The 22,980-nt window shown below is 64.1% G+C and carries 22 protein-coding genes and 1 pseudogene; 7 read left to right on the top strand and 16 right to left on the bottom strand.

What is annotated here, in order from left to right:
- Positions 1–74 precede the first annotated feature (74 nt).
- From recG to exbB, 5 genes are all read right to left on the bottom strand, one after another.
- The gene (gene recG / locus CAG00_RS10980; protein WP_085664263.1) at positions 75–2,153 is read right to left on the bottom strand and encodes an ATP-dependent DNA helicase RecG; all 2,079 of its coding nucleotides are present in this window, start codon (positions 2,151–2,153) and stop codon (positions 75–77) included.
- 3 nt (positions 2,154–2,156) lie between these two features.
- A complete protein-coding gene (locus tag CAG00_RS10985) occupies positions 2,157–3,083 on the bottom strand; it encodes a hydrogen peroxide-inducible genes activator (protein WP_013974805.1) in 927 nt (308 codons plus the stop codon).
- A 94-nt stretch (positions 3,084–3,177) separates the two neighbouring features.
- Entirely contained in the window at positions 3,178–3,909 is a 732-nt protein-coding gene (locus tag CAG00_RS10990) for an energy transducer TonB (RefSeq protein ID WP_016489831.1), read from the bottom strand.
- Entirely contained in the window at positions 3,906–4,334 is a 429-nt protein-coding gene (gene exbD, locus CAG00_RS10995; RefSeq protein ID WP_013974803.1) for a TonB system transport protein ExbD, read from the bottom strand. Before exbD ends, CAG00_RS10990 begins: the two co-directional genes overlap by 4 nt.
- Before the next feature lie 3 nt (positions 4,335–4,337).
- Positions 4,338–5,312 carry a tonB-system energizer ExbB gene (gene exbB, locus CAG00_RS11000; protein ID WP_075046764.1) on the bottom strand — a complete coding sequence of 325 codons (975 nt, stop codon included), beginning with the start codon at positions 5,310–5,312 and terminating at the stop codon, positions 4,338–4,340.
- A 190-nt stretch (positions 5,313–5,502) separates the two neighbouring features.
- Here exbB and CAG00_RS11005 point away from each other — a divergent pair, with 190 nt between their 5' ends.
- Complete coding sequence (locus CAG00_RS11005; RefSeq protein ID WP_085664264.1) at positions 5,503–6,360, top strand: NAD-dependent epimerase/dehydratase family protein; 858 nt, start codon at positions 5,503–5,505, stop codon at positions 6,358–6,360.
- 168 nt (positions 6,361–6,528) lie between these two features.
- Here the strand turns inward: CAG00_RS11005 and CAG00_RS11010 are convergent, their stop codons facing one another.
- From CAG00_RS11010 to CAG00_RS11030, 5 genes are all read right to left on the bottom strand, one after another.
- On the bottom strand, positions 6,529–7,260 hold the full coding sequence (locus tag CAG00_RS11010) for a hypothetical protein (RefSeq protein ID WP_085664265.1): 732 nt from the start codon (positions 7,258–7,260) through the stop codon (positions 6,529–6,531).
- Between the two features lie 59 nt (positions 7,261–7,319).
- Positions 7,320–7,700, bottom strand: a complete 381-nt coding sequence (locus CAG00_RS11015; protein WP_009684531.1) for a RidA family protein — start codon at positions 7,698–7,700, stop codon at positions 7,320–7,322.
- A gap of 23 nt (positions 7,701–7,723) precedes the next feature.
- Entirely contained in the window at positions 7,724–9,832 is a 2,109-nt protein-coding gene (gene spoT, locus CAG00_RS11020) for a bifunctional GTP diphosphokinase/guanosine-3',5'-bis pyrophosphate 3'-pyrophosphohydrolase (RefSeq protein ID WP_013974799.1), read from the bottom strand.
- Between the two features lie 59 nt (positions 9,833–9,891).
- The gene (rpoZ, locus tag CAG00_RS11025; protein WP_003253383.1) at positions 9,892–10,155 is read right to left on the bottom strand and encodes a DNA-directed RNA polymerase subunit omega; all 264 of its coding nucleotides are present in this window, start codon (positions 10,153–10,155) and stop codon (positions 9,892–9,894) included.
- Between the two features lie 261 nt (positions 10,156–10,416).
- A complete protein-coding gene (locus CAG00_RS11030) occupies positions 10,417–11,289 on the bottom strand; it encodes a LysR family transcriptional regulator (RefSeq protein WP_085664266.1) in 873 nt (290 codons plus the stop codon).
- A 207-nt stretch (positions 11,290–11,496) separates the two neighbouring features.
- Between CAG00_RS11030 and CAG00_RS11035 the strand changes: the two genes are divergently transcribed.
- The 3 genes from CAG00_RS11035 (at position 11,497) to CAG00_RS11045 (ending at position 15,312) form a co-directional block, all read left to right on the top strand.
- A complete protein-coding gene (locus tag CAG00_RS11035) occupies positions 11,497–12,879 on the top strand; it encodes a glutamine synthetase family protein (protein WP_015272334.1) in 1,383 nt (460 codons plus the stop codon).
- A 4-nt stretch (positions 12,880–12,883) separates the two neighbouring features.
- Entirely contained in the window at positions 12,884–13,657 is a 774-nt protein-coding gene (locus CAG00_RS11040) for a gamma-glutamyl-gamma-aminobutyrate hydrolase family protein (RefSeq protein ID WP_085664267.1), read from the top strand.
- Positions 13,658–13,770: 113 nt separating this feature from the next.
- The gene (locus CAG00_RS11045) at positions 13,771–15,312 is read left to right on the top strand and encodes an APC family permease (RefSeq protein WP_013974795.1); all 1,542 of its coding nucleotides are present in this window, start codon (positions 13,771–13,773) and stop codon (positions 15,310–15,312) included.
- Between the two features lie 123 nt (positions 15,313–15,435).
- Here CAG00_RS11045 and gmk read toward each other — a convergent pair whose 3' ends face one another.
- On the bottom strand, positions 15,436–16,056 hold the full coding sequence (gmk, locus tag CAG00_RS11050; RefSeq protein ID WP_075046762.1) for a guanylate kinase: 621 nt from the start codon (positions 16,054–16,056) through the stop codon (positions 15,436–15,438).
- Between the two features lie 13 nt (positions 16,057–16,069).
- On the bottom strand, positions 16,070–16,933 hold the full coding sequence (locus CAG00_RS11055; protein WP_085664268.1) for a YicC/YloC family endoribonuclease: 864 nt from the start codon (positions 16,931–16,933) through the stop codon (positions 16,070–16,072).
- Positions 16,934–17,161: 228 nt separating this feature from the next.
- Between CAG00_RS11055 and rph the strand changes: the two genes are divergently transcribed.
- Positions 17,162–17,884 (top strand): ribonuclease PH, encoded by a 723-nt coding sequence (gene rph / locus CAG00_RS11060; protein ID WP_013974792.1) that lies wholly within the window; start codon positions 17,162–17,164, stop codon positions 17,882–17,884.
- 23 nt (positions 17,885–17,907) lie between these two features.
- Positions 17,908–18,276, top strand: a complete 369-nt coding sequence (locus CAG00_RS11065) for a DUF4870 domain-containing protein (RefSeq protein WP_085664269.1) — start codon at positions 17,908–17,910, stop codon at positions 18,274–18,276.
- A gap of 115 nt (positions 18,277–18,391) precedes the next feature.
- Here CAG00_RS11065 and CAG00_RS11070 read toward each other — a convergent pair whose 3' ends face one another.
- Positions 18,392–19,171, bottom strand: a complete 780-nt coding sequence (locus CAG00_RS11070; RefSeq protein WP_003253401.1) for an exodeoxyribonuclease III — start codon at positions 19,169–19,171, stop codon at positions 18,392–18,394.
- An 80-nt stretch (positions 19,172–19,251) separates the two neighbouring features.
- Between CAG00_RS11070 and pyrE the strand changes: the two genes are divergently transcribed.
- Entirely contained in the window at positions 19,252–19,893 is a 642-nt protein-coding gene (gene pyrE, locus CAG00_RS11075; protein WP_085664270.1) for an orotate phosphoribosyltransferase, read from the top strand.
- Between the two features lie 180 nt (positions 19,894–20,073).
- On the opposite strand, the gene argB is transcribed toward pyrE, so the two are convergent.
- From argB to dut, 3 genes and pseudogenes are all read right to left on the bottom strand, one after another.
- Positions 20,074–20,979: an acetylglutamate kinase gene (argB, locus tag CAG00_RS11080; RefSeq protein WP_003258198.1), complete on the bottom strand. Its 906-nt coding sequence runs from the start codon at positions 20,977–20,979 to the stop codon at positions 20,074–20,076.
- A 30-nt stretch (positions 20,980–21,009) separates the two neighbouring features.
- Positions 21,010–22,377: pseudogene (locus CAG00_RS11085) on the bottom strand (phosphomannomutase/phosphoglucomutase); the annotation flags it as partial.
- A 144-nt stretch (positions 22,378–22,521) separates the two neighbouring features.
- Positions 22,522–22,977 carry a dUTP diphosphatase gene (gene dut / locus CAG00_RS11090; protein WP_015272329.1) on the bottom strand — a complete coding sequence of 152 codons (456 nt, stop codon included), beginning with the start codon at positions 22,975–22,977 and terminating at the stop codon, positions 22,522–22,524.
- Positions 22,978–22,980: the final 3 nt, after the last annotated feature.

Genomic DNA, 22,980 nt, shown 5'->3' on the forward strand with positions numbered 1-22,980 from the left:
CGTATCCACTGATTCTTTTAAACGCGAAGTATAACCAGCCTGGGGGCAAAACTGGATCCATTATGGGACCAGCGTCACACTTGGCCATATTGCTGGCCATGACGCAGCCAGCGATCGAGCAGGGGGCTGACGTGCTCCGGCCAGCGTGCGACCAGGGCCTGGGCGGCGTCGCGCACGGCCGGCAGCAGGTCGGCGTCGCGCATCAGATCGGCGACCTTGAACTGCAACAGGCCGGTCTGGCGGGTGCCGAGCATCTCGCCTGGACCACGCAGTTCCAGGTCTTTCTCGGCGATGATGAAGCCGTCGTTGGTTTCCCGCATGATCCCTAGGCGCTCGCGGCCGATCTGCGACAGTGGCGGGTGGTACAGCAGCACGCAATGGCTGACGGCGCTGCCCCGGCCAACCCGGCCGCGCAGCTGGTGCAACTGGGCCAGGCCCAGGCGCTCGGGGTTCTCGATGATCATCAGGCTGGCGTTGGGCACGTCCACGCCCACCTCGATGACCGTGGTTGCGACCAGCAGCTGCAGGTTGCCGGCCTTGAACTCGGCCATGATCTCAGCCTTTTCCGCCGGCTTCATGCGCCCGTGGATCAGCCCCACCCGCAGCTCGCCCAGGGCGCTGCCCAGCTCCTCGTAGGTGCTTTCGGCGGCTTGGCAGGTCAGCTCTTCGGATTCTTCGATCAGGGTGCACACCCAATAGGCCTGGCGCCCTTCGGCGCAGGCGGCGCGCACCCGCTCGACCACTTCGAAGCGGCGGCTGTCGGCCACCAGCACGGTGTTCACCGGGGTGCGCCCGGGTGGCAGTTCGTCGAGCACCGAGGTGTCCAGATCGGCATAGGCGCTCATGGCCAGGGTGCGCGGAATGGGCGTGGCGGTCATGATCAGCTGGTGCGGGCACAATTCCCCGGCCACGCCCTTCTTGCGCAGGGCCAGGCGTTGCTGCACGCCAAAACGGTGTTGTTCATCGATGATCGCCAGGGCCAGGTGCTTGAACTTCACCTCTTCCTGGAACAGCGCATGGGTGCCGACCACCATTGGCGCACCGTTGGCGATCTGCTCCAGGGCGGCTGCCCGAGCCTTGCCCTTGAGCTTGCCGGCCAGCCAGGCCACTTCTATGCCCAGCGGTTCGAGCCAGCGCTTGAAGGTGATGTAGTGCTGTTCGGCGAGGATCTCGGTGGGCGCCATCAAGGCCACCTGGTAGCCGGCCTCCAGGGCCTGCAGCGCGGCCAGGGCGGCGACCACGGTCTTGCCGGCACCCACATCGCCCTGCACCAGGCGCATCATCGGCTCGTGCTGGCTGAGGTCGTAGGCAATTTCGTTGGCCACCCGCTGCTGCGCGCCGGTCGGCTGGAAGCCCAGGTTGGCCAGGTACTGCGCCTGCAGGCGCTGGGCCTTGGGCAGCACTGGCGCGCGCAGGCTGCGCAGGCTTTCGCGCAGGCGTTGCTGCGACAGCTGGTGGGTCAGCAGTTCTTCGAAGGCCAGGCGGTGCTGGGCCCAGTGCTGGCCTTCGGCAAGTTCGTCGAGGTCGGCGTCGGCCGGCGGGTTGTGCAGGTAGCGGATGGCATCGTCCAGCGGCGCCAGCTGGTAGTCCCGGGCCAGTTCGTCGGGCAGCCAGTCTGGCAGGCTGCGCGGGCCGAGCAGGCCCAGGCTCTGCTGGCACAGCAGGCGCAGGCGTTGCTGGGTGAGGCCTTCGGTGGACGGGTAGATCGGCGTCAGGGTCTGCTCGACCGGTGGCGGCGGCTCGTCGCCGTTCAGTGCGCGGTACTCCGGGTGGTAGATTTCCAGGCCCGAGGCGCCGGGGCGGGCTTCGCCGTAGCAGCGCAGGTGGGTACCACGCTTGAGGCCTTCCTTCTGCGCGTTGCTGAAGTGGTAGAAGCGCAGGCTCAGCACGCCGCTGCCGTCACCCAGGCGCACCACCAGGCTGCGGCGCTTGCCCATGGTCACGTCGGCGCCGCTGACCACGCCCTCGATCACCGCGTCCTGGCCAGGGCGCAGCTGGCCGATCGGCACCACGCGGGTGCGGTCCTGGTAGCGCAGGGGCAGGTGGAAAAGCACGTCCTGCAGGTTCTCCAGGCCGACCTTGGCGAGTTTCTCCGCCATGGCCTCGCCAACCCCCTTGAGTACCGTGACCGGGACCTTCGACAGCTCACTCATGACTCAGGCCGGTTGTTCCGCAGGGGCTTTGGCGACCGAGCACAGGCGGATCGAGTCGGCGAGGATCTCGATGGCCTTCGGCCGCGGGAAGCTGGCGCGCCAGGCGATGGCCACGGTGCGGAATGGTGCCGGTGCGGTCAGTGGGCGAACCTCGATGACGCCGGGGGCGTAGTGGTGGCTGTGCACCGCCGACAGCGGCAGGATCGACACGCCAAGGCCCGAGGCCACCATGTGGCGGATGGTTTCCAGCGAGCTGGACTCGACCGTGGTGTGCTTGGAGCCTTCACCGCCCTTGTTCAGCGTTGGGCAAGCTTCCAGTACCTGGTCGCGGAAGCAGTGGCCTTCACCGAGCAGCAACAGGCTCTTGTCGTTGAGCATGGCGGTGTCGATGGTCTTTTTCGCCGTCCACGGGTGGTCGGCCGGCATCAGGGCGCAGAACGGTTCATCGTACAGCGGCAGGGTCAGCACGTCGGCTTCGTTGAACGGCAGGGCGATGATCACCGCATCCAGTTCGCCGTTGCGCAGCTTTTCGCGTAGTACATGGGTGAAGTTCTCTTCGATGTACAGCGGCATCTGCGGCGCCACGCGGTGCAGCTGAGGGATCAGGTGCGGGAACAGGTACGGGCCGACGGTGTAGATGGCACCAACCTTGAGCGGGGCGGTCAGCTGGTTCTTGCCGGCCTGGGCCAGCTCGCGAATGCCTTGGGCCTGCTCCAGTACCTTTTGCGCCTGGGCGACGATGCTTTCGCCGACCGGGGTCAGGCGGACCGCGCTCTTGCTGCGCTCGAAGATCAGCACGCCAAGCTCATCCTCGAGCTTCTTCACACCGACCGACAGGGTCGGCTGGCTCACGTGACAGCGTTCGGCGGCATGGCCGAAGTGCTGTTCCTGGGCGAGTGTGACGATGTAGCGTAATTCTGTGAGGGTCATAACGTGCGTCCATGAAGTTGCGAGCCCAGCATAGCGGCTGCAATCGATAGACGCACGTTATCAGACTTGCCGATTTGTGACAGAAACAAAAGTCTCAGCGGCGGTCCAGCGAGTAGACGAACGGTGCCACGACCTCGATCGTGCCATTGTTCAGCAACTCGGGTGGCGGCTTGGGTACCGTGCCGGCCCGACGGATCATTTCCAGGGTCGCCCGGTCCAGGGCGGCACTGCCCGAGCCACCGGCCATGGAGTACGACACCACCTTGCCTTCGGCGTCGACCACGAAGCGCAGGCGGTTGATGCCCTGCAGACCGCGACGGCGCGCGTCTTCCGGGTAACGCTTGTACTTGGCCAGGTGACGCAGCAGGTCGCTCTGCCAGGTCGGCAGGGCGTTGCTGTTGGACGCAATGCTCGGCGCCGGTGCCGCGGACTTCTGCGGCGGCGTGTTGCTGGGCGGTGCGTCTACCGTTTGTTCGGTCGGCGGTGCTTCCTTCGGCGGCTCAGGCTTTTTCTCGGGCTTGGGCGGCTGTGGCTTGGCCTTCGGCTTGGGCGGCTTGGGAATGGCGATCTTGGGCTTGGGTGCCTCGGCCAGCTTCGGCAGCGGCGGTTCCTCGACCGGCGCCGGTGGCTGCGGCGCCGCTTTCGGGGGCGGTGGTGGCGCAGGCTCCGGCAATGGCGCCAGCTCGACCATCATGGCTGCCGGTGGCAGTTCGATGGCCTGGGGCACCGACCAGTTGAGCGTCAGCAGCACGGCGACCACGTGCACGCCCAGCACGATCGCCAGGCTGCCACCGTAGCGCGCCATGTTAGAGCGCGTTTTTGTCATTTCTTGGCTGCCGTCTCGAGACCTACCAGACCGACTTTCAGGTAGCCGGCCGCGCGCATGTTGTTCATCACTTCCATCAGGTCACCGTAATCCACGCCTTTGTCAGCCTGGAAGAAGATGGTGGTTTCCTTGTCGCCCTTGGTTTTGGCATCGAGCATCGGGCCAAGCTGGTCGGGGGCAGGGACCTGATCGTCGCCGACGTACAGCTTCTGGTCGGCCTTGACGCTGACGAACACCGGTTTCTCGGGCCTCGGCGCCGGCTTGGCGGTCGAGGCCGGCAGGTCGACCTTGATGTCGACCGTGGCCAAGGGGGCTGCGACCATGAAGATGATCAGCAGCACCAGCATCACGTCGATGAACGGCGTAACGTTGATTTCGTGGTTTTCGGCGAGGTCGTCGCCACCTTCGTTGAGATGCAGGCCCATGGCTTACCCCACTTTCACCATGTGCGGGGCAACACGCTCGCTGCCCTGGTGGTCCAGGTCACGGCTGACCAGCAGCAGCACCTGGGCGGAGGCGTCGGACACCTGGGCCTTGTAGCCGGCGATGGAGCGGGCGAAGACGTTGTAGATGACCACGGCCGGGATTGCGGCGACCAGGCCCAGGGCGGTGGCCAGCAGGGCCTCGGCGATACCCGGGGCAACCACGGCCAGGTTGGTGGTCTGGGTCTTGGCGATGCCGATGAAGCTGTTCATGATGCCCCATACGGTACCGAACAGGCCGACGAATGGCGCAGTGGAGCCGATGGTGGCGAGTACGCCGGTGCCGCTGCTCATGGTGCGGCCGCTGGCATGTACCAGGCGCTCCAGGCGGAAGCTGACGCGCTCCTTGATGCCTTCTTTTTCGCGGGCGTTGGCCGACAGGCGCATCTCCTCGAGGGCGTCGTGGACCAGGGTGTGGGCCAGGGTGCCTTCCTTGTTGGAAACGTCGCTGGCTTCCTTGAGGCTGGCGGATTTCTTCAGCAGGGCGATTTCACCACGCAGGCGACGCTTGGCGCCCATCAGCTCGAAGCCTTTGGCGATCCAGATGGTCCAGGTGATGATGGAGGCGATGGCCAGGCCGATCATCACCGCCTTGACCACCACGTCGGCGTTCTTGTACATGCCCCATGGGGACAGGTCGTGGGCCATGCCCAGCGAGGTGTCTTCAACCAGGGCTTCGACGCTCGGGTCTGCAGCGACCGGGGCATCAACCGGGGTGGCGGCAACTGCGTCGGCAGCCGGTGCTGCGGCTGGGGCAGCGGCCGGCGCAGCTGGTGCGGTAGCGGCAGCAGGCGCGGCAGCATTGGCGGTTGGCTCATCGGCCATGGCCACCGGGGCCAGCACCAGGCTGAGCGTCAGCGCGGCGATGGCGCGCCAGGCGCGCGACGGGGTTGGCGAAGCGGAAGGTTGAGTACGTGTCATGCTGGCCGGACCTGATGAAGAATAAAGTGAACGTTCTCCAAGGCCTCGAGGTAGGCCGAGAACAATTTGGCGGCCATTATTGCAAGTAATTCTTGTTAACAAAAGTAATCTTGTTGCTTTTTTCGCCTATGGTCTAGCCATCCATCGTGTAGCGTGGTCAGGCTGATCAATTGGTCTAGGGAGTTAAGAGATGTCAGACCTTTCCGTGATGGTGGTGGGATGTGGTGATGTAGGCGGGCGTCTTGCCCGGCAGATGCTTGCGCGCGGCTGGCAGGTGAGCGGCCTGCGTCGCTCGGTCGGGCAGTTGCCTGCGGGGGTCGTGCCGGTGGCGGCGGACTTGTCCGAGCCATCGATCCCCGACGCCTGGCCGCAGCGCGCGCCGGACTACCTGGTGTATTGCGTGGCGGCCAGCCAGCACGACGAGGCGGGTTATCAGGCAGCCTATGTCGACGGTTTGCACCATGTGCTGGGTTGGCTGGCCGAGCGCGGCCAACGCCCACGGCGCCTGCTGTTCGTGTCCAGCAGCAGCGTGTATGCACAGAAGGACGGCGAGTGGATCGAAGAAGGCGCGACCACCGAGCCTGAAGGTTATTCCGGGCGGTTGATGCTGGAGGCTGAGCGGCTGGCGCTGGCCAGCGGCATCCCGGCCAGCGTGGTGCGCCTGACCGGCATCTATGGCCCCGGTCGCGAGTGGCTGCTCAGTCAGGTGCGCGAGGGCTACCGCGTGGCCGAGGAGCCACCGCTGTATGGCAACCGCATCCATGCCGAGGATGCCGCCAGCCTGTTGGCGTTCCTGTTGCTGGCCGATGCTGATGGCAAGGTGCTCGACGACTGCTACATCGGCGTCGACGACGACCCGGCACCGCTGGCCGATGTGGTGGCCTGGCTGCGGGCGTACATGGGGGTAACCGAGTGGTCGGATGAGCAGCGAGTGCGGCGTACCGGCAGCAAGCGCTGCAGCAATGCGCGGGCGCGGGCGTTGGGCTGGGCGCCGGTGTATCCGAGCTACAGGGAAGGCTATGCGGCCATCCTGAAAGGGAAAAACTAACTCCAGGTTTGATGCGGCCTCTTGTGGGAGCGGCCTTGTGTCGCGAAAGGGCCGCAAAGCGGCCCCAGGATTTCAGCGTTACGGCACCACCTGCCGGGGCTGCTTTGCAGCCCTTTCGCGACACAAGGCCGCTCCCACAAAGGGGCGGCGCTTGGTCAGGGACGGTTTTCAGTCCAGCTCCAGCACCCACTGGCGCTTGCCGGCTGCCAACACTGGCATTTCATCCGGCTGTGCGCGGTTCACCGCCTGGAAGATCTCCAGCTTGTCGCCATCGCGCTTGAGGATGAACGGGGCGCCACGCTGGTTGCGCTCCAGCCACAGGCTGTCATTGCTGCCACCCATGGTCGCGCAGTCACCCGCCAGGCACAGGGCGAAACGGTCTGGCCCAGGCAGGCCGGTGACGTTGCCGGTGTCGCCGAAGCGCACGCTGGCACCTTTGCCCTGGCCTTCGATGATCTTCCAGTTGCCGCCCAGATAGGCCTGGTACAGGGCTTTCTCGAAGCTGCTGCCCAGTGGCGCATTGGTCGCCGCCGGTGCTTTGGCGCGCACGAAGGTCTGCTTGCCGCCGCTTTGATCGACAGCCTGCAGTTCGTCGCCATCGAGCGACAGCTGTTCGGTCTGGCCGCCTTGGAAGCTGGCCTGCCATTGCTTGTCGGTGGCGCTCAGCTGGCCGTCGGCTGCTTCGAAACCATTGCTGTAGCTGGCCTGTTGGCTGGCGACGTCGAGCTTCCACTCGAACACCGGCCCGTGCTCACTGAGCGCCTGACGCAGGCTGCCGCCCTTGACGGCCGCATTGATGGCGTCCTGGTTGATCCAGGTACCGTTGAAATCTTCGGGTTTGTGGCTGGCGCAGCCGCCCAGAAGCAGGGCTGCCAGCGCGAGGGGCAGTGCTTGACGCATGACGGGGTAACCTTGCAGAGAAGGGAAGGTGACGGGCAGGGCGCCCGTCACCGGGGGCATCATTCGATGACCAGGATAGCGTCCATTTCGACCTGGGCGCCTTTCGGCAGCGCGGCAACGCCGATGGCGGCGCGGGCCGGGTAAGGCTGCTCGAAGTAGCGGCCCATCACCTCGTTGACCTTGGCGAAGTGGCTCAGGTCGGTGAGGAAGATGTTCAGCTTGACGATGTCCTTGAACGAACCGCCAGCGGCTTCAGCCACGGCCTTGAGGTTCTCGAACACCTGTACGGTCTGGGCTTCGAAGCCTTCGACCAGTTCCATGGTCTTCGGGTCCAGAGGGATCTGGCCCGACATGTACACGGTGTTGCCGGCCTTGATCGCCTGCGAGTAGGTGCCGATGGCGGCAGGGGCCTTGTCGCTGTTGATGACGGTCTTGCTCATGATGACTCCTTGCGGTTGGCGGACTACGTACGCATGCGGGTGATGCGGACCACACCGGTCAGGGTACGCAGCTTCTTGATCACACGCGCCAGGTGCACGCGGTCGTGCACGCTGACCACCAGTTGGACCACGCTGATACGGCCGTCGCGTTCGTCCATGCTGATCTTCTCGATGTTGCCGTCGGCGGCGTTGACACTGCTGGCCAGCAGGGCAATCAGGCCGCGCTGGTGCTCCAGTTCGACACGCAACTCGACATTGAATTCACCGGTGATGTCCTTGGCCCAGGAAAGCTGTACGCACTTCTCCGGGTTGTGGCGGATTTCACTGATGTTGCGGCAGTTTTCCAGGTGCACGACCATGCCCTTGCCGGCTGACAGGTGGCCGACGATCGGGTCGCCCGGGATCGGCGTACAGCACTTGGCGTAGCTCAGCACCAGGCCTTCGGTACCGCGGATCGCCAGCGGGCCTTCCGGTGCCGGCAACTGCTCGCCCTCGGCCGACAGCAGGCGGCGCGCGACCACGTAGGCCATGCGGTTGCCCAGGCCGATGTCTTCGAGCAGGTCTTCGATCAGCTCCAGGCGGTACTCGGCGAGAATCGCCTGGATACGCTCCTGGGGGATCATTTCCAGGCTGCTGTCGAAGCCGGTGAGCACCTTGTTCAGCAGGCGTTCGCCCAGGCTGATGGACTCGGAGCGGCGCTGTTGCTTGAGCGCGTGGCGGATGTGCGTGCGCGCCTTGCCGGTAACCACGAAGTTGAGCCAGGCCGGGTTCGGCCGTGCGCCCGGGGCGCTGACGATTTCCACCGTCGAGCCGCTTTGCAGCGGTTCGGACAGCGGCGCCAGGCGGCGGTTGATGCGGCAGGCGATGCAGCTGTTGCCGACGTCGGTGTGCACCGCGTAGGCGAAGTCGACCGCCGTGGAGCCTTTGGGCAGCTCCATGATGCGGCCTTTGGGCGTGAACACGTAGACCTCGTCCGGGAACAGGTCGATCTTCACGCTTTCAATGAATTCCAGCGAGTTGCCGGCACGTTGCTGCAGCTCGAGGATGCCCTTGACCCACTGGCGGGCGCGGGCGTGGCTGCCCTTGGGCTGCTCGTCGTCGTTGGATTTGTACAGCCAGTGCGCGGCGATGCCGTTGTTGGCCATCTCTTCCATCTCGCGGGTGCGGATCTGGATTTCGATGGGCACGCCGTGCATGCCGAACAGCGTGGTGTGCAACGACTGGTAGCCGTTGGCCTTGGGGATCGCGATGTAATCCTTGAAGCGACCGGGCAGCGGCTTGTACAGGTTGTGCACCGCACCGAGTACGCGGTAGCAGGTGTCGACCTTGTCGACGACGATGCGGAAGGCGTATACGTCCATGATCTCGTTGAAGGCGCGGCGCTTGCCGCGCATCTTCTTGTAGATGCCATAGAGGTGTTTCTGCCGGCCGCTGACCTCGCCCTCGATGCCGTCGGCGGCCAGGCAGTTGGCCAGCGAATGCTCGATCTTGGCGACGATCTCCTTGCGGTTGCCGCGAGCGCTTTTCACCGCACGGTGGATCAGCGACGAACGCATCGGGTGCATGGCCTTGAAGCCGAGGTCCTCGAACTCCACGCGCACGGTGTGCATGCCCAGGCGGTTGGCGATGGGGGCGTAGATCTCGAGGGTTTCCTTGGCGATGCGCCGGCGTTTTTCGCCGGACAGCACTTCCAGGGTGCGCATGTTGTGCAGGCGGTCGGCCAGCTTGACCAGGATCACGCGGATATCGCGGGCCATGGCCATGGCCATCTTCTGGAAGTTTTCGGCCTGCGCCTCGGCTTTGGTCTCGAAGTTCATCTGGGTCAGCTTGCTGACCCCATCGACCAGTTCGGCCACGGTCTCGCCAAACTGCTGGCTGAGGGCTTCCTTGGCGATGCCGGTATCTTCGATCACGTCGTGCAGCATGGCCGCCATCAGGCTCTGATGGTCCATGTGCATGTCGGCGAGGATGCTGGCCACGGCCAGCGGGTGGGTCACGTAGGGCTCGCCACTGCGGCGGCGCTGCCCATCGTGGGCCTGTTCGGCGTAGAAATAGGCGCGCCGGACCAGATTGACCTGTTCGGGGCCAAGATAGGTCGACAGCCGTTCGGCCAAGGCTTCTATACCCGGCATGGGTTCACCTCCTGCCGAGGAAGGGGGCCTTGCGCCGTGCGACGTCGACCTGGCATCAATCAGACAGCCTCGTTGTTCTCGTCCTCGAACGCGGCGAACACCGGATCCTCGGTGACGATCTCTTCAGCGGCGATGAACTCGTTGGTGACGATGCCTTCGGCGATTTCACGCAGGGCAACAACGGTCGGCTTGTCGTTTTCCCACGCAACGCGTGGCTCTTTGCCGCCGGTCGCCAGCTGGCGAGCGCGCTTGGTCGAGAGCATGACCAGCTCAAAGCGGTTATCCACGTGTTCCAGGCAGTCTTCAACAGTTACGCGGGCCATGGTCTTCCTCAGTAGCAATTGCGGTGGGCGTGCAGCCCAATAATGGGCAGGCGGACTCGATAGTTTAAAAAATCACCAGCCAATAGGGAAGCGCTGTTTTGTCGGGTGGTTACCTTCAAGCCCTGTGTTGCCTTCTTCGCGGCTGAAGCCGCTCCCACAGGGACCGCATTGTCCTCAGGTTCATCACCGCACCCTGTGGGAGCGGCTTCAGCCGCGAAAGGGCCGGAACAGACACCCTATCGCTTGAACCTGACGATAACCTCAGAGCATCGCATCACGCAACCGCGGGGTCAGCTCCTCGAACAGGGTCTGCACCGAGCGCAACGCCCGGCAGTCCGGCCGGGTCAGCAGCCACAGCTGTGTGTCGCAACCCGGCAGCGGCCCGCTCAGCGCATCCACCCCGGGCAGCGCGTGCACCATGTAGTCCGGCAACGCTGCCACGCCGAGCCCGGCCGTGACCAGCTGGGCGATGGTCGACATGCCGCTGCACTGGTAGCGCGGGCTCAAGCCCGGGTGCTGCTGGTTGCGCCAGACCACCGTGGGGTGGTCCTGCATCGAGTCGTCGGGGGCGATCCACGGCACGCTGGCAGGTGACTCGGCCAGGCGCTCGCGCCACTGCGGCTGGCCGCAGACCACGTAGGAGGTGGACCCCAGGTTGCGGCCCACCAGGTGCTCCGGCGGCATGTTGGTCAGGCGCAGGGCAATGTCGGCATCGCGCCGGCTGAGGTTGGCGAAGGTGTTGGAGGTACCCATCTCCAGCGACAAGGCCGGGTAGTTGGGCATGAACTCGGCCAGCGCCGGCAGCAGCAGGCTGTGCATCACCGCCTCGGTACAGGTCAGGCGCACGGTGCCGCTGACCACCTGCTCGCCACTGGTCATGGCGATGCGCGCCGCCTCCAGCGCCTGCTCGGCGCGTTCGGCCTGCTCGGCCAGGGCCTGGGCGGTGTCAGTCGGCAGGTAGCCTTTGCGGCTCTTGACGAACAAGGCTGTGCCCAGCGCCGACTCCAGCCGGCGGATCGAGCGGAACACCGTCGAAACATCGACCTTGAGCAACTCGGCAGCCTTGGCCAGCGAGCGGCCACGTTCCAGGGCCAGGACCAGGGAGAGGTCGGCATGGGTAATCTGATATTGCATTGGTGCACGCTCTGCTTGCCGAATTGCCAATGTCTGTTGCGTTTTGGCCATTTTATAGTGAAACGGCCCCCGGGAATCAATGCGCCCGGTCGGGTAACCAATCCCCACGATGGGAAAGTGAAAAGAACAACAGCTGCAACCATCGTCGCCCGTGAGGCGCCAGCCGTATCCCCCACATCGCCGCAGCAAATCAAAGGATGTACAGCCATGACGTCGGTAACCCCGTGCGCCAGTTCTTCCAGCGAGATGAATGACTTCCTCCAGGCCCATCCGGACACGCAGTACGTCGACCTGCTGATCTCCGACATGAACGGCGTGGTACGTGGCAAGCGCATCGAGCGGGCCAGCCTGCACAAGGTGTACGAGAAGGGCATCAACCTGCCGGCATCGCTGTTCGCCCTGGACATCAACGGGTCCACCGTCGAGAGTACCGGCCTTGGCCTGGACATCGGCGATGCCGACCGCATCTGCTTCCCGATCCCCGGCACGCTGTCGGACGAGCCGTGGCAGAAACGCCCCACCGCCCAGCTGCTGATGACCATGCACGAACTGGATGGCCAGCCGTTCTTCGCCGACCCGCGCGAAGTACTGCGCCAAGTGGTGAGCAAGTTCGATGACCTGGGCCTGGATATCTGCGCCGCGTTCGAGCTGGAGTTCTACCTGATCGACCAGGACAACCTCAACGGTCGCCCGCAGCCGCCGCGCTCGCCGATTTCCGGCAAGCGCCCGCAGTCGACCCAGGTGTACCTGATCGACGACCTCGATGAATATGCCGACTGCCTGCAGGACATGCTCGAAGCGGCCAAGGAGCAAGGCCTGCCCGCCGACGCCATCGTCAAGGAAAGCGCCCCGGCACAGTTCGAGGTCAACCTGCACCATGTGGCCGACCCGCTGAAGGCCTGCGACTACGCGATCCTGCTCAAGCGCCTGATCAAGAACGTTGCCTACGACCATGAAATGGACACCACCTTCATGGCCAAGCCCTACCCGGGCCAGGCAGGCAATGGCCTGCACGTGCACATTTCGTTGCTGGACAAGAAAACCGGCAAGAACATCTTCGCCAGCGACGACCCGCTGCAAAGCGACGCGCTGCGCCACGCCATCGGTGGTGTGCTGGAGACCATGCCGGCGTCGATGGCCTTCCTCTGCCCGAACATCAACTCCTACCGCCGCTTCGGCGCGCAGTTCTACGTGCCCAATGCGCCAAGCTGGGGCCTGGACAACCGTACCGTGGCGGTGCGCGTGCCCACCGACAGCAGCGACAACGTGCGCCTCGAGCACCGCGTGGCCGGTGCCGACGCCAACCCCTACCTGATGCTCGCGGCGATCCTCGCCGGTGTTCACCACGGCCTGACCAACCAGGTCGAGCCGCAGGCACCGATCGAAGGCAACTCCTACGAACAGCTGGAGCAGAGCCTGCCGAACAACCTGCGCGATGCCCTGCGCGCGCTGGACGACAGCGAAGTCCTCAACCAATACATCAGCCCGGACTACATCGATATCTTCGTGGCCTGCAAGGAAAGCGAACTGGCCGAGTTCGAAGTGTCGATTTCCGACCTCGAGTACAACTGGTACCTGCACACGGTGTAAGCCCATGAGCGCAAATGCGGTCCCCTTGATCGGTGTCAGCGCCTGCCGCCAGCAGGTGGGGAAGAACTCGTCGCATACGGTAGGCGACAAGTATGTCGAGGCGGCCGGCTTTGCCGGCTTGCCATTGATCTTGCCGGCCCGTGACGGGGGCAGCGACACGCAGGCGCTGCTGGCCCGTCTGCACGGCATTGTTTTTACCGGCTCACCTTCAAATATCGAACCGCATCATTACAATGGCGCCCCCAGCGCGGCGGGTACCCGGCACGATCTGGCACGCGATCGCCTGACCCTGCCGTTGTTGCAGGCGGCCATTGCCGCCGGTGTGCCGGTGTTCTGTATCTGCCGTGGCTACCAGGAATTGAACGTGGCCCTGGGCGGCAGCCTGCACCAGCGCGTGCAGGAACTGCCCGGCTACCTTGACCACCGTGAACCTGAGGACGCACCCCTGGAGGTGCAATACGGCCCTCGTCACCTTGTCGGCATCGAGCCTGGCGGGTTGTTCGAGCGCCTGGGCCTGGCGGCGCAGTTCGAGGTCAACTCGCTGCACAGCCAGGGCATCGACCGACTGGCCCCGGGCCTGCGCGTCGAGGCACGGGCCCCGGATGGCCTGATCGAAGCAGTGTCCATGCCTGCGGCGCCGGGTTTTGTGCTCGGCGTGCAGTGGCACCCGGAGTGGCGATTTACCGAAAACCCGGTCTCGCGGCGCCTGTTCCAGGCGTTTCGTGAGGCCTGCATTGCTTACGCTACACGGGAGGGCGCACGGCAGGAGGCATTCTGATGTCACCCGAAGGTCTCGGATGACTTGTTCCCGGCAGCAAGCTTTCAATGAGTGAAAGCGGGCCTTGTACGCAAGGCCTGTGAAAACAATTCCAAAATTTACGGCAAATACTCATGAGCAATTACACAGAAGCCGGCCGCCCACCCGACGTGGCGGCCGACGCGGGCAACACCCAGCGCAGCAAGGGCCTGGCCACCGGCCGGCTGGGCTTGCTGGCCAGCGTGGTGCTGGGCATTTCCACCATCGCCCCGGTCTACACCCTAACCGGTGCCCTTGGCCCGACCGTGCGTGAAGTGGGCGCGCACCTGCCGGCGGTGTTCATCGTCGGCTTCCTGCCGATGCTGCTGGTGGCCTTGGGTTACCGCGAACTGAACTCGGCGGAGCCGGACAGCGGTACTTCGTTTACCTGGTCGGCGCGTGCCTTCGGCCCGATGATCGGCTGGATCGGTGGCTGGGGCCTGGTGGTCGCCACCACCATCGTGTTGTCGAACCTGGCAGGGGTGGCGGTCGACTTCTTCTACCTGTTCCTTGGCCAGATCACCGGCAAGCATGAACTGGCGGCCTTGGCCGACAACCTGCTCATCAACATAACCACCTGTTGCGTGTTCATCGCCCTGGCGGTGTGGATCTGCTGCCGCGGAATGACCACCACCATGACCGTGCAATACGGCTTGGTGGCCCTGCAGTTGCTGGTGCTGATCGGCTTTGCCTTTGCCGCTTTCGGCGAAACCACCGCGCCGCCACCGCTGGAATTCGATTTCGCCTGGTTCAACCCGTTCGGCGTCGAATCGTTCTCGGCCTTTGCCGCCGGGCTGTCGCTGTCGATCTTCATCTTCTGGGGCTGGGACGTGTGCCTGACTGTCAGCGAGGAATCGGTCGGCAGTGACGAAGTGCCGGGCAAGGCGGCCACCTGGACCGTGCTGCTGATCCTCGGCCTGTACCTGTTCACCGCGATTGCCACCCTGCAGTTTGCCGGTATCAGCGAACAAGGCCTGGGCCTCAACAACCCGCGCATCCAGGAAAACGTCTTCGCCCACCTGGCCGGTCCGGTCATGGGGCCGCTGGCGATCCTGATGTCCATCGCGGTGCTGGCCAGCACCGCGGCGTCGCTGCAGTCGACCTTCGTGTCGCCGGCGCGCACCCTGTTGGCCATGGGTTACTACGGTGCGGTGCCGCAGAAGTTCGCCAGCGTCTGCCCTCGTTCGCAGACCCCGCGTTACGCCACCATCTGCGCTGGTGTGGCCGCGGGCCTGTTCTACGTGACCATGCGCACCCTGAGCGAGAACGTGTTGGCAGATACCATCACTGCACTGGGCATGATGATCTGCTTCTACTATTCGCTGACGGCGTTCGCCTGTGTCTGGTACTTCCGCCACAGCCTGTTCGACAGCCTGCGCCACTTCCTGATGCGCGGCCTGTGCCCGCTGGTGGGTGGGGTGATCTTGTCGGTGATCTTCGTGCGTACCGCCATCGACAGCGCCTCGCCGGACTTCGGCAGCGGCTCGCATGTGGGCGGGCTGGGGCTGGTGTTCGTGATCGCCGCGATCATCTCGGTGCTGGGGATCGTGCTGATGATGCTGTCGCGCCTGCGCGCGCCGGCGTACTTCCTTGGGGCTACCCTGCGTCAGCAGGCTACCTTGCCACTGCAGGAATAAGGCTGGGGGCGCTTCGCGCCCCTTTCGCGACACAAGGCCGCTCCTACAACAGCACGGCGTACGCCTTCCGATGTAGGAGCGGCCTTGTGTCGCGAAAGGGCCTCGAAGAGGCCTCGGCAATCTTCAGCCGATCATTTGCTTCAGCAATGCCGCATGACGCTGTTGCTGCTTCTTCAGCACCAGGCGGTTCGAGCGGAACACTGCCTTCAAGTCTTCCAGCGCCACGTCGAAGTCATCGTTGATGATCACGTAGTCATACTCGTCGTAGTGCACCATCTCGCTGACCGCTTCTTTCATGCGCCCGGCGATGATCTCTTCGCTGTCCTGCCCGCGGCCATCCAGGCGCTCGCGCAGGGCCTGCTGGCTTGGCGGCAGGATGAACACCGACAAAGCCTCGGGCATCAGCTTGCGTACCTGCTGGGCGCCTTGCCAGTCGATTTCCAGGATCAGGTCATTGCCCTGGTCGAGTACCTCTTGCAGCGCACTGCGCGAAGTCCCGTAGAAATTGCCGAACACTTCGGCGTGCTCGAGGAAGTCACCCTTGGCGATCAGCCCCTTGAAGTCGTCATGGCTGACGAAGTGGTAGTTCACGCCGTGCTGCTCGCCCGGGCGCATGGCGCGGGTGGTGTGCGAGACCGAGACGCTTACGCGCTTGTCGGCCTTGATCAGGGCTGTGACCAGGCTGGTCTTGCCGGCGCCCGAAGGGGCCGAAACGATGTAGAGGGTGCCGCTGCTGTGGTTCATGGTCGGGGTGGCCTTACTCGATGTTCTGTACTTGTTCACGCATCTGTTCGATCAATACCTTCAGGTTGACCGCCGCTTGCGTGCTGCGTGGGTCGAAGGCCTTGGAGCCGAGGGTGTTGGCCTCGCGGTTGAGTTCCTGCATCAGGAAGTCCAGGCGCCGGCCGGCGGCGCCGCCACCCTTGAGCACCCGGCGCACTTCGGTGACGTGGGTGGTGAGGCGGTCGAGTTCCTCGGCCACGTCGCTCTTCTGGGCCAGCAGCACCATCTCCTGCTCCAGGCGTTGCGGGTCGAGTTCGGCCTGCATGTCGCCGAAGCGGTCGAGGATCTTCTGCCGCTGAGCTGCCAGCATCTGCGGCACCAGGGCGCGCAGGGTGGTGACTTCGCTGGCCATGTTGTCCAGGCGTTCGTTGATCAGCCGGGCCAGTTCCTGGCCTTCACGCTGGCGTCCGGCCTTGAGCTCGGCCAGTGCTTCATCGAACAGCGCCATGGCTTCGGTATTCAGTGCCTGCGGGTCGCTGGCGTCGGCCACCAGCACGCCTGGCCACGACAGCACCTCCAGCGGGTTCAGTGGTGCCGGCTGCTTGATCAGGCCGGCCACTTCCTCGGCGGCGGCAACCAGCTGCGCGGCGCGCTCGCGGTCCACCTTCAGCGGTTTGCCGTTGCTGTCTTCGTTGAGGCGCAAGGTGCATTCCACCTTGCCCCGCGACAGGCCCTGGCGCAGGCCTTCGCGCACGGCGCCTTCGAGGTCGCGCAGGGCCTCGGGCAGGCGCAGGTGCGGCTCCAGGTAACGGTGGTTGACCGAACGCAGCTCCCAGACCAGGGTGCCTTGGCTGCCGGCGCGCTCGACACGAGCAAAAGCGGTCATGCTGTGCACCATGGGGAGTACCTCGCGTATATGAATGAACGGTGGGAGCCTCTCGGCTGCAAGGCGCAGGATTGTAGCGCAGTGGGGCCTTGGCGCCCAATCCACCCATGTTACCGACGGGTGGCCTGGCCGGCAGGAAAAGGCGACGGGCTGTGTCGGGCGCGACAATAGGCATGTCTTCCCCGGGCCGTGGGCTCTATAATGCTCGGCAGATTCAAAGTCCCAGTACAGGTATCCCAGATGAAACGTCCAAGTGGTCGCGCCGCCGATCAGCTCCGCTCGATCCGCATCACCCGCAACTACACCAAGCACGCCGAAGGGTCGGTACTGGTCGAGTTCGGTGACACCAAGGTCATCTGCACGGTCAGCGTGGAAAACGGTGTGCCGCGCTTCCTCAAAGGCCAGGGCCAAGGCTGGCTGACCGCCGAATACGGCATGCTGCCGCGTTCCACCGGCGAGCGTAACCAGCGCGAAGCCAGCCGTGGCAAGCAGGGTGGCCGCACCCTGGAAATCCAGCGCCTGATCGGCCGTTCGCTGCGCGCCGCGCTGGACATGAGCAAGCTCGGTGACATTACCCTGTACGTCGACTGCGACGTGATCCAGGCCGATGGTGGCACCCGTACCGCATCCATCACCGGTGCCATGGTCGCCCTGTGCGACGCCCTGGCGGTGATCAAGAAGCGCGGTGGCCTGAAGGCCGGCAACCCGCTCAAGCACATGATCGCCGCAGTGTCGGTGGGCATGTACCAGGGCGAAGCGGTGCTCGACCTGGACTACCTGGAAGACTCCGCCGCCGAAACCGACCTGAACGTGGTCATGACCAGCGCCGGTGGTTTCATCGAAGTGCAGGGTACTGCCGAAGGTGCGCCGTTCCAGCCTGAAGACTTCAACGCCATGCTCGCCCTGGCACAGAAGGGCATGAGCGAGATCTTCGAACTGCAGCAGGCGGCACTGGCCGACTGAACCCAGCCAGGGAGGTGAGGGGCATGAGCGAATCGAACCTGTCGATCACCCCGCCCAATGCCGAAATCCGGCAGTGGGCGATGTTCTGCCACCTCTCCGCGCTGCTGGGCCTGGTGGTGCCGCTCGGGCACTTGCTGGGCCCGCTGGTGCTGTGGCACCTCAAGCGCGAGCAAGACCCTTTCATCGACGCCCAGGGCAAAGAGGTGCTGAATTTTCAGATCAGCGTGACCATTGCCGGGTTCATCTGCTTCCTGCTGATGTTCGTGTTCATCGGGCTGGTGCTGTTCGCCATGCTGATGGTCGCGGTGATGATCCTGATCATCATTGCGGCTGTGCGGGCGAATGAGGGCAAGCCGTATCGCTACCCGATGATCTGGCGGCCGATCAAATAAGGCTGGGGCTGCTTTGCAGCCCTATCGCGACACAAGGCCGCTCCTACAAGGGATATGCATTCCCCTGTAGGAGCGGCCTTGTGTCGCGATAGGGCCGCAAAGCGGCCCCATGCCTTCAGATGGTCAACGTCCAGTCATAGTCGACAATCAGCGGCGCATGCTGGGAGAAGCGCGGTTGACGCGGCAGGCGGGCGTTGCGCACGAAGCGGCGCAGGCCCGGGGTGAGGATCTGGTAGTCGAACCGGTAGCCCAGGTTGAGCATCTCGGCCTGCTCGTTGTCCGGCCACCAGCTGTACTGGTCGCCCTCACGGCTGACTTCGCGCAGGGCATCGACGTAACCCATCTCGCCAGTGATCGCGTCCATCCAGGCACGCTCCGGCGCCAGGAAGCCCGGCGACTGCTGGCTGTCACGCCAGTTCTTGATGTCGAGCTTCTGCTGCGCCACGTAGAACGAGCCGCAGTAGATGTATTCGCGACGCTTGCGACGCTGTTTGTCCAGGTACTTGGCGAAGTCGTCCATCAACTTGAACTTCTGGTTCAAGTCTTCGTCGCCGTTCATACCCGAAGGCAGCAGCAGGCTGGCAATACTGACTTTGTCGAAATCTGCTTGCAGGTAACGCCCGTAGCGGTCGGCTGTCTCGAAGCCCAGGCCGGTGATGACTGCCTTGGGCTGCATGCGCGAATACAGGGCCACACCACCTTGGGCAGGCACCTCCGCGTCGCAGGCATAAAGGAAATAGCCATCGAGCTGGAAAGCTGGGTCATCGAGTTCAAAGGCCGAGGCGCGGGTATCCTGAAGGCAGATGACGTCGGCATTCTGGGCTTGCAGCCAGCTGAGCAAACCACGCTCGGCCGCAGCCTGAATGCCATTTACGTTCACACTGATGATCCGCATAAATGGCCCCAAAAATCTCGTGCGTGTATGATACCCGAGCTCAACCCATTTAGCTAAATCCGTGGTGTCCGGGACTATCCATGCAGCCGTATCAGCGCGACTTCATCCGTTTTGCCATCGATCGCGGGGTACTGCGTTTCGGTGAATTCACCCTGAAATCGGGGCGTACCAGCCCGTATTTCTTCAATGCCGGCCTGTTCAACACCGGTTCCGCCCTGGCCGAACTGGGCCGTTGCTATGCTGCAGCCATCGTCGACAGCAAGATCCCGTTCGATGTGCTGTTCGGCCCGGCCTACAAAGGTATCCCGCTGGCAGCGACTACTGCCGTGGCCCTTGCCGATCAGCATCAGCTCGACGTGCCATGGTGCTTCAACCGCAAGGAAGCCAAGGACCACGGTGAAGGTGGCAGCCTGGTCGGTGCCCCGCTGGCCGGTGATGTGCTGATCATCGACGACGTGATCACCGCCGGTACCGCCATTCGTGAGGTCATGCAGATCATCAATGCCCAGCACGCCAAGGCCGCTGGCGTGCTGATCGCGCTGAACCGCGAAGAGCGCGGCAATGGCGAGCTGTCGGCGATCCAGGAAGTGGAGCGTGACTTCGGTATCCCTGTGGTCAGCATCGTTTCGCTGACCCAGGTGCTGGAGTTCCTGGCCGATGACCCACAGCTGAAGCAGCATCTGCCAGCTGTCGAGGCTTACCGGGCGCAGTACGGTATCTGATCCGGGCCCGGAAATGAAAAAGGCGACCTTCTTGTGAAGGTCGCCTTTTTTTGTGTCGCCTGTTCTGGCCTCTTCGCGGGCATGCCCGCTCCCACAGGTACAGCACCGCCTTTGAGGGCTGTGGAGATTCTGTGGGAGCTGGCTTGCCGGCGATAGGGCCAGTGCAGGCTAACCAACCAATCAGCGCTGCTTGCGGTTGGTAATCAGGGTACCCACGCCGCTGTCGGTGAAGATCTCCAGCAGCACCGCATTCGGCACGCGGCCATCGATGATGTGCGAGCTGTTGACACCGCCCTGCACCGCATCCAGCGCGCACTTGATCTTCGGCAGCATGCCGCCGTAGATGGTGCCGTCGGCGATCAGTTCGTTGACCTGCTCGGTGGTCAGGCCGGTCAGTACTTCGCCCTGCTTGTCCATCAGGCCGGCGATGTTGGTCAGCAGCATCAGCTTCTCGGCCTTCAGTGCTTCGGCTACCTTGCCTGCCACCAGGTCGGCGTTGATGTTGTACGACTCACCATTGGCACCCACGCCGATCGGCGCGATCACCGGGATGAAGTCGCCCTTCACCAGCATGTTCAGCAGGTCGGTGTTCACGCTTACCACTTCGCCAACGTGGCCGATGTCGATGATTTCCGGGGTGGTCATCTCGGGCGTCTGGCGGCTGACGGTCAGCTTGCGGGCGCGGATCAGCTCCGCGTCCTTGCCGGTCAGGCCGATTGCGCTGCCGCCGTGGCGGTTGATCAGGTTGACGATGTCCTTGTTGACCTGGCCACCCAGCACCATCTCCACCACGTCCATGGTCGCCGAGTCGGTGACGCGCATGCCGTCGATGAAGTGGCTTTCGATCGACAGGCGCTTGAGCAGGTCGCCGATCTGCGGGCCACCACCGTGGACCACCACCGGGTTGATGCCCACAGCCTTCATCAGCACGATGTCACGGGCGAAGCCGGTCTTGAGCTCCTCGCTCTCCATCGCGTTGCCGCCGTACTTGATCACCAGGGTCTTGCCGACAAAGCGGCGGATGTAAGGCAGTGCTTCGGACAAAACCTCGGCTACATGGGAAGCGGCATCGCGATCGAGGGTCATGCAGGGCTCCTGTAAGGAACAGATAGTCGGTCAGAACGGCAGTTGCAGCTCAGGCTCAACCCGCAGCAACTGGGTACGGAAAACATCCTTGATACGTTGCAATTCGGCGTCGCTGTCGGCCTCGAAGCGCAGCACCAGCACCGGGGTAGTGTTGGAGGCGCGAACCAGGCCCCAGCCGTGGGCGTAATCCACCCGCACACCGTCGATGGTGGTCAGGTTGGCTTCGCCCCAGTCGGCGTCGCGTTGCAGTGCATCAATGATGCTGAATTTACCCTCGTCGGTCACATCAATATTGATTTCCGGCGTGGAAATATCGTTCGGGAACGCGGCGAACAGGTTTTCGGCGCTCTGCCCGGCCTTGCTGAGGATCTCCAGCAGGCGCGCGGCGCTGTAGATGCCGTCGTCGAAACCGTACCAGCGTTCCTTGATGAAGATGTGACCGCTCATCTCGCCGGCCAGCAGCGAGCCGGTCTGCTTCATCTTCTTCTTGATCAGCGAGTGACCGGTCTTCCACATCAGAGCGCGGCCGCCGTGCTGCTCGATCAGCGGGGTCAGGCGACGGGTGCATTTGACGTCGAAGATGATCTCGGCGCCCGGGTTGCGCGATAGCACGTCCTGGGCAAACAGCATCAGCAGGCGGTCTGGGTAGACGATGCTGCCAGTGTTGGTCACCACGCCGACGCGGTCGCCGTCACCGTCGAAGGCCAGGCCGATGTCGGCGCCGGTTTCCTTGACCTTGGCGATCAGGTCTTCGAGGTTTTCCGGCTTGCCCGGGTCCGGGTGGTGGTTGGGGAAGTTGCCGTCGACCTCGCAGAACAGCGGGATCACTTCGCAGCCAAGGGCTTCGATCAGTTGCGGCGCGACCACGCCGGCGGCACCGTTGCCGCAGTCCACGACCACCTTGAGCTTCCTGGCCAGCTTCACGTCTTCGACGATCTGCTGGAAGTAGCGGTCAAGGATCTCGACCTTTTCCACGCGGCCTTCGGCGCGGGTCAGGTCGTTGGTTTTCAGGCGCGTCAGCAGGGCCTGGATCTGTTCGTTGGCCAGGGTGTCGCCAGCGATGACGATCTTGAAGCCGTTGTAGTCCGACGGGTTGTGGCTGCCGGTCAGCATCACACCGGACTTGCCGGCCAGCACGTTGGCTGCGTAGTACAGCGCCGGGGTGGGTACCAGGCCGACGTCACTGACCTGGCAGCCGGCATCGACCAGGCCCTTGATCAGCTGTTCGACCAGCATCGGGCCGGACAGGCGGCCATCGCGGCCGACCGAAACCTGCGGTTCGCCCTGGGCCAGGCTCTGCGCGCCGATGGCGCGGCCGATCCAGTAGGCGGTTTCGGCGTGAAGGGTCTTGCCGACCACGCCGCGAATGTCATACGCGCGGAAAATGCTGTCTGGCAGTGCGGCGGGTACCAGGTGGGCCATGTCGTTCATCTCTGGAAGCTCCATTAGTCAAAGGCTTTCTGGGCAGGCGCAAACTGAACGCTTGGACGGTGGTTTCGCCAGAGAGTTCGCCATCCTTGGCCTGAACGGTCATTTCTCGGCTCAGTGGCTGCCGGAATGGCCGAAGCCGCCAGCACCGCGCTGGCTTTCATCGAACGCTTCGACGATGTCGAAATGGGCCTGTACCACCGGTACCAGCACCAGCTGGGCAATGCGCTCGCCAACGGCGATGGTGAACGGGGTGTTGCCGCGGTTCCAGCACGACACCATCAACTCGCCCTGGTAGTCCGAGTCGATCAGCCCGACCAGGTTGCCCAGCACGATGCCGTGCTTATGGCCCAGGCCCGAGCGCGGCAGGATCACCGCCGCCAGGCCCGGGTCGCCGATGTAGATCGACAGGCCGGTGGGGATCAGCAGGGTCTGGCCTGGCTCGAGGACGGTGTCTTCCTTGAGCAGGGCGCGCAGGTCCAGGCCGGCGGAGCCGGGGGTGGCGTACTGCGGCAGGGGGAATTCGGTGCCCAGGCGTGGGTCGAGGATCTTGGCTTGAAGAGCGTGCATGTA

It is taken from the genome of Pseudomonas sp. B5(2017), from assembly GCF_002112825.1.
Lineage (GTDB): Bacteria > Pseudomonadota > Gammaproteobacteria > Pseudomonadales > Pseudomonadaceae > Aquipseudomonas > Aquipseudomonas putida_Z.

What these genes read in the sequence shown, in the direction of transcription:
- recG (WP_085664263.1), bottom strand. Translation starts at nt 2,153, where the DNA reads ATGAGTGAGCTGTCGAAGGTCCCGGTCACGGTACTCAAGGGGGTTGGC.
- CAG00_RS10985 (WP_013974805.1), bottom strand. Translation starts at nt 3,083, where the DNA reads ATGACCCTCACAGAATTACGCTACATCGTCACACTCGCCCAGGAACAG.
- CAG00_RS10990 (WP_016489831.1), bottom strand. Translation starts at nt 3,909, where the DNA reads ATGACAAAAACGCGCTCTAACATGGCGCGCTACGGTGGCAGCCTGGCG.
- exbD (WP_013974803.1), bottom strand. Translation starts at nt 4,334, where the DNA reads ATGGGCCTGCATCTCAACGAAGGTGGCGACGACCTCGCCGAAAACCAC.
- exbB (WP_075046764.1), bottom strand. Translation starts at nt 5,312, where the DNA reads ATGACACGTACTCAACCTTCCGCTTCGCCAACCCCGTCGCGCGCCTGG.
- CAG00_RS11005 (WP_085664264.1), top strand. Translation starts at nt 5,503, where the DNA reads ATGTCAGACCTTTCCGTGATGGTGGTGGGATGTGGTGATGTAGGCGGG.
- CAG00_RS11010 (WP_085664265.1), bottom strand. Translation starts at nt 7,260, where the DNA reads ATGCGTCAAGCACTGCCCCTCGCGCTGGCAGCCCTGCTTCTGGGCGGC.
- CAG00_RS11015 (WP_009684531.1), bottom strand. Translation starts at nt 7,700, where the DNA reads ATGAGCAAGACCGTCATCAACAGCGACAAGGCCCCTGCCGCCATCGGC.
- spoT (WP_013974799.1), bottom strand. Translation starts at nt 9,832, where the DNA reads ATGCCGGGTATAGAAGCCTTGGCCGAACGGCTGTCGACCTATCTTGGC.
- rpoZ (WP_003253383.1), bottom strand. Translation starts at nt 10,155, where the DNA reads ATGGCCCGCGTAACTGTTGAAGACTGCCTGGAACACGTGGATAACCGC.
- CAG00_RS11030 (WP_085664266.1), bottom strand. Translation starts at nt 11,289, where the DNA reads ATGCAATATCAGATTACCCATGCCGACCTCTCCCTGGTCCTGGCCCTG.
- CAG00_RS11035 (WP_015272334.1), top strand. Translation starts at nt 11,497, where the DNA reads ATGACGTCGGTAACCCCGTGCGCCAGTTCTTCCAGCGAGATGAATGAC.
- CAG00_RS11040 (WP_085664267.1), top strand. Translation starts at nt 12,884, where the DNA reads ATGAGCGCAAATGCGGTCCCCTTGATCGGTGTCAGCGCCTGCCGCCAG.
- CAG00_RS11045 (WP_013974795.1), top strand. Translation starts at nt 13,771, where the DNA reads ATGAGCAATTACACAGAAGCCGGCCGCCCACCCGACGTGGCGGCCGAC.
- gmk (WP_075046762.1), bottom strand. Translation starts at nt 16,056, where the DNA reads ATGAACCACAGCAGCGGCACCCTCTACATCGTTTCGGCCCCTTCGGGC.
- CAG00_RS11055 (WP_085664268.1), bottom strand. Translation starts at nt 16,933, where the DNA reads ATGGTGCACAGCATGACCGCTTTTGCTCGTGTCGAGCGCGCCGGCAGC.
- rph (WP_013974792.1), top strand. Translation starts at nt 17,162, where the DNA reads ATGAAACGTCCAAGTGGTCGCGCCGCCGATCAGCTCCGCTCGATCCGC.
- CAG00_RS11065 (WP_085664269.1), top strand. Translation starts at nt 17,908, where the DNA reads ATGAGCGAATCGAACCTGTCGATCACCCCGCCCAATGCCGAAATCCGG.
- CAG00_RS11070 (WP_003253401.1), bottom strand. Translation starts at nt 19,171, where the DNA reads ATGCGGATCATCAGTGTGAACGTAAATGGCATTCAGGCTGCGGCCGAG.
- pyrE (WP_085664270.1), top strand. Translation starts at nt 19,252, where the DNA reads ATGCAGCCGTATCAGCGCGACTTCATCCGTTTTGCCATCGATCGCGGG.
- argB (WP_003258198.1), bottom strand. Translation starts at nt 20,979, where the DNA reads ATGACCCTCGATCGCGATGCCGCTTCCCATGTAGCCGAGGTTTTGTCC.
- dut (WP_015272329.1), bottom strand. Translation starts at nt 22,977, where the DNA reads ATGCACGCTCTTCAAGCCAAGATCCTCGACCCACGCCTGGGCACCGAA.